The following is a 15,538-nucleotide window of genomic DNA, read 5'->3' on the forward strand; positions in this document are numbered from 1 at the left end:
AATCATCTTATTGTTTTTTGTTGGAGGGACTGTAGTTATGTTTAAAATTGTCGGCGTCGTGGGTGCCGGAACCATGGGGCAGAGCATCGCCGAGATGCTCGCGGTTAAAGGGTTAGACGTTCATCTGGTGGAGAAAACGCCCGAGAAGCTGCAGCAAGCGAAGGACATGATTGAGCAAAGCCTCGATCGCCAGATGGAAAGATGGGCAATCACGGCTGCGGAGAAGAAATTAACGTTAAACCGAATACATATGGAAACGTCCTTGCAGCATTTGGCGGAATGCGAGCTCGTCATCGAAACGATAAGCGAAGATTTGGAGAGCAAAAAAGACGTGTTTAGTCAATTGGACGGAATCGTTGCGAATGACGCCGTACTGGCCAGCAATACCTCCACGTTAAGCCTAACCGAGCTAGCAGGGGCAAGCCTTTACCCGGAACGCGTAATTGGAATGCATTTCGTGTACCCCGCTTTTCGAATCGACGTCGTCGAGATTATCCGGGGCTTGCAAACCTCGGACGAAACGTTCAATAAAACAAAATCCTTCATAGATGAAGTGCTCTCCAAGAAGGGGGTCATGGTTTACGAATCCCCCGGGTTCGTGACGACTCGCCTTATTTGTTTGCTAATCAACGAAGCGCTTCATTTGCTTGAAGAAGGGGTCGCCTCCCCGGAGGATATCGATTCCGCGATGAGTATGGGTTATCAATTCCAGCACGGGCCGCTGGAGATGGCTGACCGGTTTGGGCTTGACTCCGTTCTCGCCGCGCTTGACGGAATGTTCCGCGAGTTCGGGGAGTTGAAGTACCGTCCCTCTTTTCTCCTGAAGAAGAAGGTTCGAGCCGGTCACCTGGGAATCAAAAGCGGAATCGGTTTCTTCAAGTACGGTAAGGATGGTGAAAGGCTCACATGAATGTTTTGGTTATCAACGCGGGAAGTTCCTCGCTTAAATATCAGCTTTACAATATGAAGACCGAGGATGTGTTGGCCAAGGGACGGGTCGAACGGATCGGAATGGACTCGTCCATCCTAACTCATGAGGTAGAACATCAACCCGAAGTAAGAGAAGTAAGCGAGATATTGGAACATACGACGGCGATCAAGAAAGTACTCGATATGCTGACCCATCGTAAATTCGGGGTGCTCAGAAACATACAAGACATTCAGGCCGTAGGCCATCGCGTCGTGCACGGAGGGGAATCTTTCAGCCAGTCGGTGCTGGTCGATCAAGAGGTCAAACTGGAAATTCGCAAGCTTTTCGACCTCGCGCCCCTTCACAACCCCGCGCACATGATGGGGATCGTAGCAGTGGAAACGAATTTGCCGGACGTTCCGCAAGCGGTCGTATTCGATACTGCTTTTCATCAATCGATGCCGCCCAGCTCGTATTTGTATGCGATTCCGACGGTGCTGTACCGGAAACATAAAATTCGCCGTTACGGATTCCATGGTACGTCCCACGACTACGTGAGTAAACGCGCCGCTGAGTTCCTTGGACGCCCGCTGGAAGAGCTGAAGATCGTAACCTGCCATATCGGTAACGGAGCAAGCTGCGCGGCGATTATGCACGGCAAATCTTATGATACGAGCATGGGAATGACGCCGCTCGAGGGGCTCATGATGGGAACGCGAAGCGGGGACTTGGATCCCGCGGTCGTTCCCTTCACGATCAACAAAGAAGATTTGACGTTAAACGAAGTCAATTCCATGCTTAACAAGCATAGCGGCTTGCTCGCGATCTCGGGAATCAGCAGCGATATGCGCGAGGTCGTGGAGGCGATGGGAGAGGGCAACGAGAAGGCGAGACTTGCTTTCGAGATGTACGCTTATCGAATCCGCAAGTATATCGGTTCATACATCGCCGCGATGGACGGCGTGGACGCCATCGTATTTACGGCGGGCGTCGGAGAGAATTCGGACGCGTTGCGCAAAGAGGTGTGCAAAGGGTTGACTTTCTTCGGAGTCTACCTGGATGGGCAACGAAATGCGGTTCGTTCGCAGGAGCCTAGGCGGATCACTACGGATGACTCCCGCGTCAGCGTGTTGGTCGTTCCTACGAACGAGGAATTGCTCATTGCAAGAGATACTTTCAAGCTAGTTCAAAACCGATCGGAAAAGAAATCCGAATAAGAAATCCAAGTAACTATCAATAAAGGGAGAGATCTTTATGGCACGGATAGATTTAGGAACAATCGGGAATTATGTCGGTCAATCGGTTACGTTCGGGGGATGGCTGACTCGTAAACGTTCCAGTGGGAAAATACAATTTCTGCAAATTCGGGACGGTTTGGGCTTTATCCAAGGGGTGCTGGTGAAGGCTGAGGTTGAGGAATCCGTTTGGGAGAGCGCAGGCCAGTTGACGCAGGAAAGCTCTTTCTACGTCACTGGAATCGTGCGAGAGGATCCGAGGAGCCCGTCCGGTTTCGAGCTTTCCGTAACGGGCATCGAGATTATCCAGATTGCCAAGGATTATCCGATCACGCCGAAGGAGCATGGCGTCGATTTCTTGATGGACCATCGTCACCTGTGGCTTCGCGCCCCTCGTCAACGCGCTATTTTGCGTATCCGCGCGGAGATCATCTCGGCGATTCAGGGCTTCTTTGATGAACGGGGCTTTACGCTTGTCGATCCTCCCGTACTTACCCCTTCCTCGTGCGAAGGTACGACGAATTTGTTCCATACGAAATACTTCGAGGAAGACGCGTACCTCACGCAGAGCGGTCAGCTCTACATGGAGGCCGCCGCGATGGCGCTTGGCAAGGTATACTCTTTCGGGCCTACGTTTCGCGCGGAGAAGTCCAAAACCCGCAGGCATCTGATCGAATTCTGGATGATCGAGCCGGAGATGGCTTTCGTCGACCATGAGGAGAATTTGAACGTTCAGGAGCAATTCATCGCCCGCATCGTTAGCCGGGTTCTTAACAACTGCAAAGCGGAGCTAACGGTTCTGGAGCGGGATGTTGCGGCATTGGAGCGCGTACTTCCGCCGTTCCCGCGTATTACTTATGACGAAGCACTCGACTTGCTGAAGGAAATCGGCATGGAGTTGCCATGGGGAGAAGACTTCGGAGCTCCGCATGAGACGGCGATCGCGGAGAAATTCGACCGCCCGGTATTCATTACCCACTATCCGGCGAGCTTTAAAGCTTTCTACATGAAGCCGGATCCGAATCGTCCGGAGGTTGTTCTGTGCGCGGACATGATCGCGCCGGAGGGCTACGGAGAGATCATCGGAGGCTCTCAGAGGATCGACGACCCGGAGTTGCTTGAACAACGCTTCGCGGAGCACGAACTGACCGAGGAAGCTTACGGTTGGTACATGGATCTACGCCGATACGGATCGGTTCCGCACTCCGGCTTCGGCTTGGGATTGGAAAGAGCGGTCGCATGGATATGCGGATTGGATCATGTTCGCGAGACGATTGCTTTCCCTCGCACGTTATATCGTTTGTACCCGTAACGTGTTTCTTTAGGGTGAAGAAAGAAGGTGGATTCTAGGGATGAACGATCGCAACTCGCTTGCAAAGGGAATGGCGGAGGCTTATATGGATGGGGCCGTCAGCATTCCATACGCTTTTCTTCGCACTTATCGGGCGCTTAAGTTGAACGATACGGAAGGGATGCTTCTGTTGCATCTTATCGCTTTCCGCCAATCGGAGCAGAATGAATTCCCCATGATCGAACAGCTTCAGGAAAGGTTAGGATGTTCTCCGGGGCTTGTCGGGCAAACGCTGCAGAAGCTGATGAAGCAGGGATTCATCACCATTGATGAAGTGTACGACTCGCAGTCGGGAGTACAGTCGGAGAAATATAATCTTTCCGGATTGTTCCAGAAGATCGGGACGTTGTTAGCCGCGGGCGAGCTTCCTTTAAGAGGCAGCGGTTTAAGCGAAGAAGCCGATACTAATCCGAACCCGCAAACGCGCGCGCAAGAGCCATCACGGGTTACGCCGGCTCCGAACGCAGGAACTCATAACCTATTTCTATTATTCGAGCAAGAATTCGGACGACCGCTTACGCCGATGGAATACGAGACGATTAACGGCTGGTTAGACCAGGATCAATATGCCGATGAGCTTATTCGTTTCGCGCTTAAGGAATCGGTTTTCGCCGGAAAGCTTCATTTCCGCTATATAGACCGAATTCTACTGGAATGGAGCCGTAATCGCGTTACTAACGTCGAGGAAGCCCGGCTTCATACCCAGAAATTCCGTACAGGCCGCTAAAGCCGGAGAATAGATCTAACCTCATAGTAATCGTAAACCCGCCTAATCCGGCGGGTTTTTTGTCTTGTCCTAAAGACAATCGTCTCGCGTACAGATGAACATTTGTGCATTAAAGGGGCATCGTCATTAGAACCGTATCGTCCCCCCCCTCATAAACATGCATTATAGACAACCTCTAATGATGATTGTTCGGGAGGCTTGTTGAAAGGAAGGGGGGAGATTCGGATGCTTCTTTTATTATTTTTAATCATAATACCTTCCGCCATCGGAGTTTATTACTTGATTAAGCCCTCTGCGGAGTTAGGGGCGGAGTTGGAAGTGAAGTCTATAAAGCAAGTCGTGACGCACTTTAAAGGGTTTGAGGACATTCAGGCTTCGGGACCAATACCAGCGCATAAATCCGTTAAATATTCCGTGAACGAATAATTCACGCGAAGGAATCTTTACTTGAGCTACATTAGGGGTGACAAAATTGCATGGACCCGTCGTCGTAAGCCTAACGATCATAACCTTTTTATTCGTGTCGTTACTCATTATGTGGCGCCCCAAGGGGCTGCAAGAATACATTCCGGCCATAGGAGGAGCGTTACTCGTCTTGCTTATCGGCAGCGTGTCGTTTGACGATATATCAACGATTACGCAGACGATAAGCGGAGCGGCGATAACGATTATCTCGACTATTGTTATCGCAATGGTGCTGGAAAGCATTGGGTTTTTCTACTGGGCCGCGGAAGGCTTGGCAGCTAAAGCCAAAGGCTCGGGTTATAGGCTTTTCGGCTATGTGAACCTGCTCTGTTTTCTTATGACCCTATTCTTCAACAATGATGGAAGCATCTTGATTACGACACCCATATTGATCATCGTGCTAAATAATTTCGGGCTCAAAAATGATCAGAAAATCCCCTATCTTCTATCGGGAGCTTTAATCGCGACGGCTTCGAGCGCCCCTATAGGGGTAAGCAACATCGTAAACCTGATCGCGCTGAAAATCGTCGGAATGGATCTTTACATGCAATCGTTGCTGATGTTCGTTCCGGCGACCTTAGGGTTATTTCTATTATTCGGGTTGTTGTTCCTGGTTACGCAAAAGGATATTCCCCGAAAGCTTCCGCTCATCGGGTATGGTTTAAGCCATCCCAGGCACCATCCGCTGAGGCCGCAGCTATCCAAAGAGGATCGCCTGATAAGAAATCGGCTTATGCGAAATATTTTTATTTTTGTTTTCTCGGTGCGCGTTAGTCTTTTCGTTGCTTCGTATTTAGGAATTCCGGTGGAGTGGGTAGCCGTAACCGGATCGGCGTTACTGCTTGGGTGGCGATGGTTCTTCATGAAGATAACGCCCGTCGATATTCTTAGAAAGACTCCTTGGTCGATTTTCGTGTTTGCTTTCGGAATGTACGTCGTCATTTACGGCCTTCACAACATTGGTCTGACGGAATGGTTAGTCGACATATTTCGTCCTATCGTTAGCGGAAATTTGCTTAACGCAAGCTTGCTCATGGGGGGGTTAATGACTTTATTATCTTCCCTATTCAATAATCATCCCGCGTTGATGATCGGAACTCTGACCCTAACCGACATGAACTTGGATCCGATTTCCTTAAAGGTAGCTTATCTGGCCAACGTAATCGGCAGCGATGTCGGCTCGCTCCTGCTTCCCATTGGAACGCTTGCTTCCTTGATCTGGATTCACATCCTTCGCCAGCACAAAGTAAAGATTGGTTGGAAGGAATACACGCGCGTCACATTCATTGTTATACCGCCTACGGTAGTGGTTACATTAATACTGTTGTTTTACTGGGTGAGTTGGATATCGAAATATGTCCCAATATGAAAATCCACTCTATAACCTGCCGTGGGGGCGGGTTGCAGAGTGGGTCTTAAATGTGAACTTAGGTTATTTGCGATTGCGGAGCAATTCCCAGCGATAAACGTACTCGAATAGAAATTCGAAAGCTTCCAAATGACGCTTGGCCTCGAATGCATCGCGTCCCCAAGCGTAAATCCCGTGATTGCGAAGGAGTATGCCTGGGATACGGCTATTTAAGCGTTCCGGGATTTCGGGAACGATACGAGGAACGTCCGCGAAATTAGATAGAATCGGGATGTCGATAGCGGCGTCTTCTTCCCAAATATTCAAACCCTTGATAAGCTCTACGCCCTTGACGGGCACCGCCCGGCGCTCCCAAAACCATTCCGATACTAAGCTGTTATAGACGGAGTGGATATGAAAAATGGCGCCGCAGCCGGTTAAGCGGTAGATTTCGTTATGAATGACGGTTTCAGCGGAAGGCTTAAGCGAGGTGGATTCGCAAGGCTTGCCGTTCCGGTCGACGAACAGGAAGTCTTCGGGCGTCGATTTGGACTTATCCTTGCCGCTTGCCGTTACCGCGAAATAGAACTCTTCTTGCGAATAAGGACCGACGCGCATGGATAAATTCCCGCTCGTGCCGGGGAAGAAGCCGCGTGACGCGAAATCGGACTTAATGGCCGTTAATTGTCCCAGTACTAATTGTTTTTGTTCCTTAGTAATGTTGGCAAAGCTCATGATTGTCGGCCTCCTAGGTCTAGATGGCGAATAATATCGTGGAAAGTCTCGAATGGAATATGCGGAAGGCCGAGCTCCTGGCATTTGTCCGTTAAGTGCGACCGGGAGAACACGAGATCTACAAGCTTAGCCCCTGCGAAATCGGTAACGCTATCTCCGATCAATATACGATAATAGCTGTCTTTCGGAAACCGGCGAATGACGGCCGTCTTGCACATGCCGCACCCGTTATCGCACTCCCCGTCGCAAGAATGCGGCCAGGTAATCGCGATATTCTCGCCGCTGAAGTCGCTGCCATTGCAATAGATGTGATCTGCGGGAATCCCGTACGGAGCCAACAAAGGATAGACGAAGAAATCGATTCCTCCGCTTGTTACATAGAAGGGAACCTCATGCTTCTTGCACCATTCCAGCAGTTCCGGAAATCCGTCGCGGATACCTGCGGAATTCAGAATATAAGAAGTGACCTCATCTTGCATCGAAGAAGGCAGAAGGGCGAACATTTCCCCAACGCCTTGTTGGATAGTCTTGCTCTCGCTAATAATTTCGCGGACGATGCTTTCCCAGCCCGGAGGATTAAAATGTTTCATGACTGCGACAATGTTATCGCTTAGAGTGATCGTACCGTCAAAGTCGCAGAATAAGACGGGCGGACGCGGGAACTGCGATGTCGTATGGCTCAAGATGTGCGTACCCCCCAGCGTTCTATAGCAATGCGTAATTCCTCATGCGTTTGTGCGTAATCCTCAAGAGTGAAGCCGCTTCTAACGGCGTCCACCGCTTGCCGGAACGCGCGGCCGCCCGCCGCGGATCCGCCTGGATGGCCATGCACGCCGCCTCCGGCGTTCACGACGACTTCCGGTCCGAAATCTCCCATGATCAAAGGTACGAGTCCCTGGTGAATGCCCGCGGATGGTACGGGGAAAGCCGGTTTCTGCGGAAGAGCAGGGGTTAATAGGGCTTCCATGACGGCCAGGTTCTCAGCCTTAGGCATTACGACTGAGCCGTAAGGAGATGGGAACAAGGACAAATCCGCTCCGGCGATTCTCATTAGCTTACCCAGCAAGAGCGGCGCGGATATACCGTGATGGAGAGAAGGATACATAGCACCTGCCATAGCGGGATGAGCGGCAATCGGGACGTTAATCTCCGGATCAGCGGCGAGCTCCGCCAACACATCAAAGCCGTATGCGAGCACATTGAACAGCAAACCGTTCGCACCCGCAGCGATCGCGCGCTTGGCGTTCGCTTTGAGTTGAAAGGTGGAACCGGTTAAATTCGTGAAATAGAGCAGCTTCTGACCGGTCGCTTGCTCAGCCTCGCGAGCGGCGCTTATGCAAGCTTCGACCCGTTGTTCCAGCGGCGTAAGCGGGTTCTCGAATAAAATCTCATCATCTTTAATGAGATCTACACCGCCTAGCGCCTGCTGCAGGAACTGTTCGCGAAGGTTGTCCAGGTCGTGGCCGATTACGGATTTGAAAATACTCATGACAAGCGGACGATCATGGACGCCAAGAATATCGCGAACGCCTTGCACGCCGAATTTCGGTCCGGGGAAAGCGCTTAGGAAATCGGTCGACGGCTCCATGTCTATCAGCTTGATCCTGCCGTCCATCGAGAGCTTTCCGAAAGCGGTCACCAAGAATGCAGGGATGTCTCTGCTGAAATTTGCGTCCGGGTACGCAATCGTTATATCGGCGCAGCGTTCGCCGGGAGCCGCTCCTTCGGGTTCATGGACAAGCACGGAAACAACCTTACCTAGATGCTTCTGCATTTGCTCTTTAGCCGCTTCAGGCAGCTCAGTCCAACTTCCTACGGTTAGACCGACCGCTATACTTTCGGCTTTCTTCTGAAAATCGGCTTTATCGTCATAGAGTCGGTATGTGGCATGGCTATAGGAGTTGTTCAATCGGATACGACCTTCTTTCTTGATTATGCGTTAACCGCTTCGGCGCGAATCGCTTCGCCCATCTCCCGCGCTCTTTCCGCGCAACGCAGTATCGCTTTGTTTACGGCCTCTTGAAAAGCGAATTGATCCAGTGTCTCAATGGCGGCTTGCGTCGTCCCATTAGGAGACGTAACTTTGCGGCGGAGATCGCCAGGATTCTCGCCGGTAGCGGAGACCATCTCCGCGGCGCCCCTAACGGTCTGTACGGTAAGCTCCTTTGCCGCATCCGGTGACAGACCTAGCTGAACGCCTGCATTTATCATCGCTTCCATAAGATAATAAACGTATGCCGGACCGCTGCCGGAGACTCCGTTAACGGCTTCGATAAGAGGTTCTTCGACGACGGCCGTCATGCCGATGGCGCCGAATATTGCAAGGGTCATCTCGCGTTGTCCGGCGGTTACTGAGTTAGAAAAACTGATGCCCGTCGCCCCTAATCCAATCGTGCTTGAGGTGTTGGGCATCGTGCGAACGATAGGCTGTTTGTTGCCTAGCAACTGCTGTATCGTGGCGATCGAAAGACCGGCTATGGCGGAAACAATGAGCTGCTCCGGACGAATGAAAGGCTTCATCGCTAGAATGGCATTCGCGGAATCCTTTGGTTTCATACCAAGAATGATAATATCAGCAGAGGCCAACGCTTCGTGCCTCAATCCTTCGGTCGCAGCGGGTACGACGCCGTATTGCTGCTCGAGCTGAAGCAAACGATCCGTGTTCTGGCGGTTCAACACCGAAATATTCTTAGGAGTGGTTAATCGAGTTTCAATTAGCCCCCGCAATATCGCTTCGGCCATAGATCCTGCGCCGTAGAAACTTAGGGTAATGCCTCCTAGAGAAGAGGTTAGGGAATCGGACATGTTAATCACACTCCTATGATCGGATTTGACCCGAGCCTACGACCCGGTATTTCGTTGAGGTGAGAGCAGGGAGACCCATCGGGCCGCGCGCGTGAAGCTTCTGCGTGCTGATGCCGATTTCAGCGCCGAAGCCGAATTCGAATCCGTCCGTGAAACGGGTAGAGGCGTTGTGATATACGGCGGCCGCGTCGACCTCCTGAAGAAAACGTTCGGCATGATTAACGGTTTCGGTCACGATGCATTCCGAGTGCTTCGTGCCATAACGTTGGATATGGCTTAGAGCTTCGTCTAAATTTCCTACGACTTTGACGTTCAGGATATAGTCGTTATATTCCGTCGCGTAATCTTCCTCGGTTGCAGAATTCGCCCATGGAACGATTTCCTTCGTGATATCGCAACCTCTAAGCTCGACATGGACCTCGCGGAATTTCCCGGCCATCGCGCCAAGATGCTTCCGTGCGAACGTTTCATGGACCAGCAACGTCTCCATGGAGTTACAGACGGATGGACGTTGCGCTTTAGCATTGACCGCGATTGCTTCCGCCATCGCATAATCGCCGCTTTCGTCGATATAAGTATGACAGATTCCGGCTCCCGTTTCGATGACGGGGACGGTCGCGTTCTGAACGACGTTCTGAATCAGGGAAGCGCCGCCCCTCGGAATGATCACGTCCAATAAGCCATTAAGCTCAAGCATTTCGTCTACGGAGCTGCGGTTGGCATCTTCAATAAGTTGCAGGGCGTCCGCGGGAATGACAGAGCGGGATAGAGCTTCCCGCAGAACCGCGATGATGCTGCGGTTGGAGGATATCGCGGCAGACCCGCCGCGCAGGACGGCCGAATTGCCGGATTTCAAGCATAACGTCGCGGCATCCACGGTTACGTTAGGTCTGGCTTCATAAATAATTCCGATAACGCCAAGCGGTACTCTCCGTTTCTCTATGAATAATCCGTTAGGGCGATGATAAGTTTCAAGCAAGTCGCCAACGGGATCAGGCAACTCTACGATTTGCTTTACCGCGTCGGAAATGTCCTTCAATCGCGCAGGCGTCAGCTTTAACCGATCCAAAAGGGAAGCGGACGTGCCGAGCTCTCTTCCGCGCGCGAGATCCTCTTCGTTGGCTGCGAGAATTTGCTCCTGCTGGGTTATAAGCGCATCTGCCATTAGCAGCAATGCATTATCTTTCTCCGCTGAAGTCAGTCGGTTAAGTACGGCAGCGGCTTCTTTGGCGGCTCTGGCTTTATGGATAACCTCACTCATGAGTACTGACCTCCTTGACGATAGTTGATGCAACCCATTCATCCCGATGAACGACTTCCACCCGGACGACGTCTACGCGTTTCAATGCTTCCTCGCTGGACAATCCGGCTACGGCTTTAATTTGCCACGATGAATAATTGGTAACGCCTCTGCCTAGGATTCGTCCGTCCCTATTGACGACTTCAATCACATCTCCGGGGTGAAAGTCCCCTTCAGCGGAAGTGATTCCTATTGGAAGCAGGCTGCGGCCCTTATTCAATAAAGCTTCCTCGGCACCCGAATCGAGGATGATTCGACCTTGGGGAACCGAGAGGAAGCCGACCCAGTGCTTCTTCGCGGATAAGGAATGGAGAGAGGAGGTGAAATAAGTACCCTTGCCGCTCCCGGCTACAGCCGCTCCAAGATCTCCGTGTTCCGATACTCGGCCGACGAACAGGGGAACGCCGCCTTGCATGGCGATTCGCGCGGCTTCGATCTTGGAACGCATGCCGCCTGTACCTACTGTCGATCCAGCGCCGCCTGCTACCCTGTATAACTCTTCCGATAGAACTTCTACGCGTTCGATGCGCACCGCATCGGGCGTTTTACGGGGATCGCCGGTGTAAACGCCGTCCATGTCGGTAAGGATATACAATCCATCGGCTTTAACTAGATTCGCGACTAGCGCGGACAAGGAATCATTGTCGCCGAATTTGATCTCGTTGACCGCAACGGTATCATTTTCGTTAATAATTGGGACCGCGCCTTGCTTCAGCAGTTCCTCGATCGTTCGATGCGCATTCTGAGCCCGGCTGCGGTTGCTGAAATCGGGCCGCGTCAATAAGAGCTGCGCTACGGCGATCTCCCGATTCGAGAACGCTTCTTGGTAGGCTTCCATTAGCAGCGCTTGGCCAACCGCCGCCGCAGCTTGTTTCTCGTGAACGAGCTTCGGCCTCGTCGCATAACCAAGACGCCGGAAGCCGGCCGCGATCGCCCCCGAGGTGACGAGCAGAACTTGATGGCCGGAAGCATGCAAAGCGACGATCTCGTTTGCGAAGAAGCGTACCCGTTCCCGGTTAAGCCCGCCCTCCTCGGAGGTGAGGGAGCTGCTTCCGATTTTCACGACAATACGTTTACCCATGATTTCACCCCTTATCGAGACAAATTCGAAAACTGTCTGATCGCATAAAAAAAACTCCCGTCCTCTGCAAAGGACGAAAGCTTAGCTTCCGTGGTACCACCTTCGTTGACGGCGCCTGTAAACAGAGGCATCCGTCCTCTCATGATCCTGATAACAGCAGGTACTGTGCGGCTCATCGCCGTCCGCTCGGGGATGGGGGAGGCAGGGGACAAGGTAAATTCTCTCAGCCTGGAAATTTACTCTCTGGTCATGTCCGGATCCGCTTCGTTTCCCGTCAATGCGTTCATATGGATGCGCCGAATTCCGATCGGCGCTGAATTATCCTAAGAATACCATGCGTCATAAGGGTTGTAAAGGAACGGATGACGTCGGAAAGCATCCTCAGAATAGTCCTAACCGACCTATTCTCGCCGCTACTTCGCGCAATCGGTCTTCCGTCGTCAGCAAGCCAAGCCTGACATAGCCTTCCCCGTGAGCGCCGAAGCCGGAGCCCGGAGCCACGACGACGTCCGCTTTCTCGAGCAGCAGGTCGGCAAAGGACATCGATGTGTGTCCTTCCGGAACCGGAAGCCAGCAGAAGAAGGAGCCCGCGGGCTTGTTTGCTTTCCAACCGATTTCGTCCAACGCCTCGTATAACGCGTTACGTCTGCTCTCGTAAATAGACACGAGCTCGCGAACCGATTGCTGCGGACCGGTCAAAGCTTCCGAGGCCGCCTCCTGAATTCCTCCGAATAGGCTGCAATACATATGATCTTGAATGAGATTGATCATTTCGACGATTTCCGGGTTGCCAAGAGCAAACCCGACGCGCCAGCCTGCCATGTTGTAGGTTTTGGATAGCGTATAGAACTCGATTCCGACTTCCTTGGCACCCGGCGTTTCCAAGAAACTAATTGGACGATTCCCGTCAAAACCTATGGCGCCGTAAGCGAAATCGCTCGCTACGACGATTCCGTTCTTCTTGGCAAAAGCAACCGTCTGCTCGTAGAATTCCGCGTTCGCAACCGCCGAAGTCGGATTGTTCGGGTAGTTGAGGAACATAAGCTTGGCTCGTTCGAGGTCACTCGAAGAAATCGCGTCGTAATCGGGAAGAAACTCTTTCTCCTCCCTCAGAGGCATGAACGCCATTTCGGCTCCCGCAAGCGCGACGCCGGACCAGTAATCGGGATAACCCGGATCAGGAACAAGGCACGTGTCACCGGGGTTGAGCAAGCATTGGCTGATTTCAATTAAGCCGGATTTGCCTCCGAACAGAACGGCAACCTCGGTCTCGGGGTTCAAATCTACGCCATAATCTTCTTTATAACGTTGAACGACGGCTTCTTTAAGAAAAGGGAATCCGCGGAAGGGCGGATATTTGTGATATTTAGGGTTCTCGGCGGCATTCTTTAGTCGATCGACGATCGTGGACGGGGTCGGCAAGTCGGGATTGCCTTGCCCCAGGTTAATCACGTCGCGGCCGGTGGCCGCGCGCGCATTGGCTTTGGCTACCAGCGCGGCGAAAAATTGTTCGGGTAAAGTTTGGAGCCGTTTGGCTGGCGTAATGGTAAAGGTCATGCGAAATCTTCACGCTCCGTCATACTTGGGATAGGATGAATGTAGCATAATGAAACGGGCTCGGCAACGGATGAAATGCACCATTTGCGAAAATTCGGGGTGATTTGGTCGGAATTGTGAAAAATGAAACGGACGTTGCTCGAGCAGGGTGCGATGAAGTACGATAGGTAACAAAGAGGTACGTTATATTGTAGGAGTGATCTTTATGTCAACGCCATTGCGTCTCGCGCTGGTACAGATGAATATCGAAGCGGGCAATCCCGAAGCGAATTTCGCGAAAATGCTATCCCGGTTAGAAGAAGCGGCGGCGCTTGCTCCGAAACCTGATCTCATCGTTCTGCCGGAAATGTGGAATACCGGTTACGCATTAACGGAAATCAAGTCATTGGCGGATCCGGACGGGGCGCGTACGAAGGAAGTTATCTCAGAATTTTGCCGAAAGCATGAGGTTAACGTGCTTGCCGGCTCTATCGCGCAGTCGAGAGGGGGGACGGTAACGAATACCGTTCACGTCTTCGACCGGACCGGGGCCGAAATATCGGAATATAGCAAGATTCATCTCTTTCAGCTCATGAACGAGCATTTGCATCTGGAATCCGGGGATAGGCCAGGCAGCTTCGACCTTGAAGGACTTCCCGCGGCCGTTATGATCTGTTACGATATCCGTTTTCCCGAGCTTGCCCGCAAGCTTGCGCTCGAGGGAGCTAAAATCCTGTTCGTTCCCGCGGAGTGGCCGCATCCCCGCTTGCATCATTGGCGGACGTTGCTGCAGGCGCGGGCGATCGAGAATCAAATGTACGTCGTATCCTGCAATACGGTGGGAGAGAGCGGCGGAACGAATTTCTTCGGTCACTCCATGGTGATCGACCCTTGGGGCGAGGTGCTCGCCGAAGCAGGAGAGGAAGAGGCCATTCTCTCCGCCGAAGTCGATCTGGGTCTTGTCGACGAAGTGAGAGGCCGGATTCCGGTTTTTGCGGACCGCAGGCCGGCGATTTACGATAATTGAGAACAAAATGCTGCTATTTACTAATGGGGATAATGGTCTCGCGGAAGGTGGAGATAAAGGCTTCGGCCGCATTGGAAAGATAACGGCCTTTGCGGTAAGCGATTACCAGCGTTCTTGCCGGTCGGCCTTCAAGAGTCAAGTAGACCGGAGCGCGGCCATGCCACTCCGCTTGCGTCATCATCTTCGGCACGAAGGCAATACCCATGCCTGCTGCAACAAGCGATTGCACGGTATTGATATTCCCGCTTTCGAATACGACCCGGGGGACGAAGCCCGCTAACTGGCACAAATTATGGGCGATCGCCCGAAATCCTTGGCCTTTCTTAAGCAGAACGAATGGCTCGTCTTTCAACTCCGAGATGCGGACGGCAGTTGTCCGGCCTGAGGTAGCATAAGGGTGGTCAGGAGGAACGGCAAGGCATATTTCTTCTTCGATAAGCGGTTGATATGCCAAGGAAGGTTCCTCGAGGGGAAGCGTCAACAGGCTGACGTCCGTGCCGCCGCTCGCCGTGAGTTGTTCCAACCGCTTGGTGGATTCTTCGATCAGCACGACCTCGATATCGGGATATGCTTCGCGAAAGACGGGAAGCACGTAAGGCAACACGTGTGCGCCGGTCATCGGCAAGCTGCCTACGACTAAACGTCCTTTACGCATATCCGCGATGTCTTCCATTTCCCTCCGGAGTTGATCTGCCATGTCGACAATCTGCTGGGCCTTGTCCACGAAGACGGAACCTGCGTAAGTAAGCTCTACGGAGTTCGTGCTTCGCTTGAACAGGAGGACTCCTAATTCTTTCTCAAGCTTGGACAGTTGCTGGCTGAGAGATGGCTGGGCAATATGCAGTTTCTCCGCGGCCCGGGAGAAGTTCCTCTCGGTTGCGATTTGGATCGTATATAACAGCTGGCGAAATTCCATAGATTTGCTTTGCCTCCGCTTCATAGTCTTGAACTATTAACCTTATAGATATTATATCTTGGAACAATGAAAGAATAAATGCTAAGATAGGGTCAAATTAAA

Annotated in this window: 16 protein-coding genes; 8 read left to right on the forward strand and 8 right to left on the reverse strand. The window is 52.1% G+C overall.

Annotation, left to right across the window (positions count from 1 at the left end; all coding sequences use genetic code 11):
• Positions 1–37: 37 nt before the first annotated feature.
• The 6 genes from E2980_RS04660 (at position 38) to E2980_RS04685 (ending at position 6,057) form a co-directional block, all read left to right on the forward strand.
• Entirely contained in the window at positions 38–910 is an 873-nt protein-coding gene (locus tag E2980_RS04660; RefSeq protein WP_135150957.1) for a 3-hydroxyacyl-CoA dehydrogenase family protein, read from the forward strand.
• Positions 907–2,127: an acetate kinase gene (locus tag E2980_RS04665; RefSeq protein WP_135150958.1), complete on the forward strand. Its 1,221-nt coding sequence runs from the start codon at positions 907–909 to the stop codon at positions 2,125–2,127. Before E2980_RS04660 ends, E2980_RS04665 begins: the two co-directional genes overlap by 4 nt.
• Before the next feature lie 37 nt (positions 2,128–2,164).
• Positions 2,165–3,457: an asparagine--tRNA ligase gene (gene asnS, locus E2980_RS04670; RefSeq protein ID WP_135150959.1), complete on the forward strand. Its 1,293-nt coding sequence runs from the start codon at positions 2,165–2,167 to the stop codon at positions 3,455–3,457.
• Positions 3,458–3,497: 40 nt separating this feature from the next.
• Positions 3,498–4,223, forward strand: a complete 726-nt coding sequence (locus E2980_RS04675; RefSeq protein WP_135150960.1) for a DnaD domain-containing protein — start codon at positions 3,498–3,500, stop codon at positions 4,221–4,223.
• A 225-nt stretch (positions 4,224–4,448) separates the two neighbouring features.
• Positions 4,449–4,649, forward strand: a complete 201-nt coding sequence (locus E2980_RS04680; protein ID WP_135150961.1) for a hypothetical protein — start codon at positions 4,449–4,451, stop codon at positions 4,647–4,649.
• 109 nt (positions 4,650–4,758) lie between these two features.
• Positions 4,759–6,057, forward strand: coding sequence for an ArsB/NhaD family transporter (locus E2980_RS04685; RefSeq protein WP_476695910.1), 1,299 nt, complete (start codon positions 4,759–4,761; stop codon positions 6,055–6,057).
• A 63-nt stretch (positions 6,058–6,120) separates the two neighbouring features.
• Here E2980_RS04685 and mtnB read toward each other — a convergent pair whose 3' ends face one another.
• Genes mtnB through proB form a run of 6 tightly spaced genes read right to left on the reverse strand, consistent with a single transcriptional unit; the run spans position 6,121 to position 11,957 of the window.
• Positions 6,121–6,771, reverse strand: a complete 651-nt coding sequence (gene mtnB / locus E2980_RS04690; RefSeq protein ID WP_135150962.1) for a methylthioribulose 1-phosphate dehydratase — start codon at positions 6,769–6,771, stop codon at positions 6,121–6,123.
• Positions 6,768–7,454 carry a 2-hydroxy-3-keto-5-methylthiopentenyl-1-phosphate phosphatase gene (locus tag E2980_RS04695; protein ID WP_135150963.1) on the reverse strand — a complete coding sequence of 229 codons (687 nt, stop codon included), beginning with the start codon at positions 7,452–7,454 and terminating at the stop codon, positions 6,768–6,770. The genes mtnB and E2980_RS04695 overlap by 4 nt, the downstream gene beginning before the upstream one ends.
• Positions 7,451–8,680: a 2,3-diketo-5-methylthiopentyl-1-phosphate enolase gene (locus E2980_RS04700; protein ID WP_240702876.1), complete on the reverse strand. Its 1,230-nt coding sequence runs from the start codon at positions 8,678–8,680 to the stop codon at positions 7,451–7,453. The genes E2980_RS04695 and E2980_RS04700 overlap by 4 nt, the downstream gene beginning before the upstream one ends.
• A gap of 23 nt (positions 8,681–8,703) precedes the next feature.
• The gene (gene proC, locus E2980_RS04705; protein ID WP_135150965.1) at positions 8,704–9,576 is read right to left on the reverse strand and encodes a pyrroline-5-carboxylate reductase; all 873 of its coding nucleotides are present in this window, start codon (positions 9,574–9,576) and stop codon (positions 8,704–8,706) included.
• A gap of 13 nt (positions 9,577–9,589) precedes the next feature.
• The gene (locus E2980_RS04710; protein ID WP_135150966.1) at positions 9,590–10,837 is read right to left on the reverse strand and encodes a glutamate-5-semialdehyde dehydrogenase; all 1,248 of its coding nucleotides are present in this window, start codon (positions 10,835–10,837) and stop codon (positions 9,590–9,592) included.
• The gene (gene proB, locus E2980_RS04715; protein WP_135150967.1) at positions 10,830–11,957 is read right to left on the reverse strand and encodes a glutamate 5-kinase; all 1,128 of its coding nucleotides are present in this window, start codon (positions 11,955–11,957) and stop codon (positions 10,830–10,832) included. The genes E2980_RS04710 and proB overlap by 8 nt, the downstream gene beginning before the upstream one ends.
• A 141-nt stretch (positions 11,958–12,098) precedes the next feature.
• On the opposite strand from proB, the gene E2980_RS04720 reads away from it, so the two are divergent.
• The gene (locus E2980_RS04720; RefSeq protein WP_135150968.1) at positions 12,099–12,284 is read left to right on the forward strand and encodes a hypothetical protein; all 186 of its coding nucleotides are present in this window, start codon (positions 12,099–12,101) and stop codon (positions 12,282–12,284) included.
• Between the two features lie 54 nt (positions 12,285–12,338).
• On the opposite strand, the gene E2980_RS04725 is transcribed toward E2980_RS04720, so the two are convergent.
• Entirely contained in the window at positions 12,339–13,514 is a 1,176-nt protein-coding gene (locus tag E2980_RS04725) for a pyridoxal phosphate-dependent aminotransferase (RefSeq protein ID WP_135150969.1), read from the reverse strand.
• Between the two features lie 205 nt (positions 13,515–13,719).
• Between E2980_RS04725 and E2980_RS04730 the strand changes: the two genes are divergently transcribed.
• Positions 13,720–14,520, forward strand: a complete 801-nt coding sequence (locus E2980_RS04730; RefSeq protein ID WP_135150970.1) for a carbon-nitrogen family hydrolase — start codon at positions 13,720–13,722, stop codon at positions 14,518–14,520.
• Between the two features lie 13 nt (positions 14,521–14,533).
• On the opposite strand, the gene E2980_RS04735 is transcribed toward E2980_RS04730, so the two are convergent.
• Positions 14,534–15,436, reverse strand: coding sequence for a LysR family transcriptional regulator (locus E2980_RS04735; RefSeq protein ID WP_135150971.1), 903 nt, complete (start codon positions 15,434–15,436; stop codon positions 14,534–14,536).
• Positions 15,437–15,538 lie beyond the last annotated feature (102 nt).

The sequence above is a fragment of the Cohnella luojiensis genome (assembly GCF_004564235.1).
GTDB lineage: Bacteria > Bacillota > Bacilli > Paenibacillales > Paenibacillaceae > Cohnella > Cohnella luojiensis.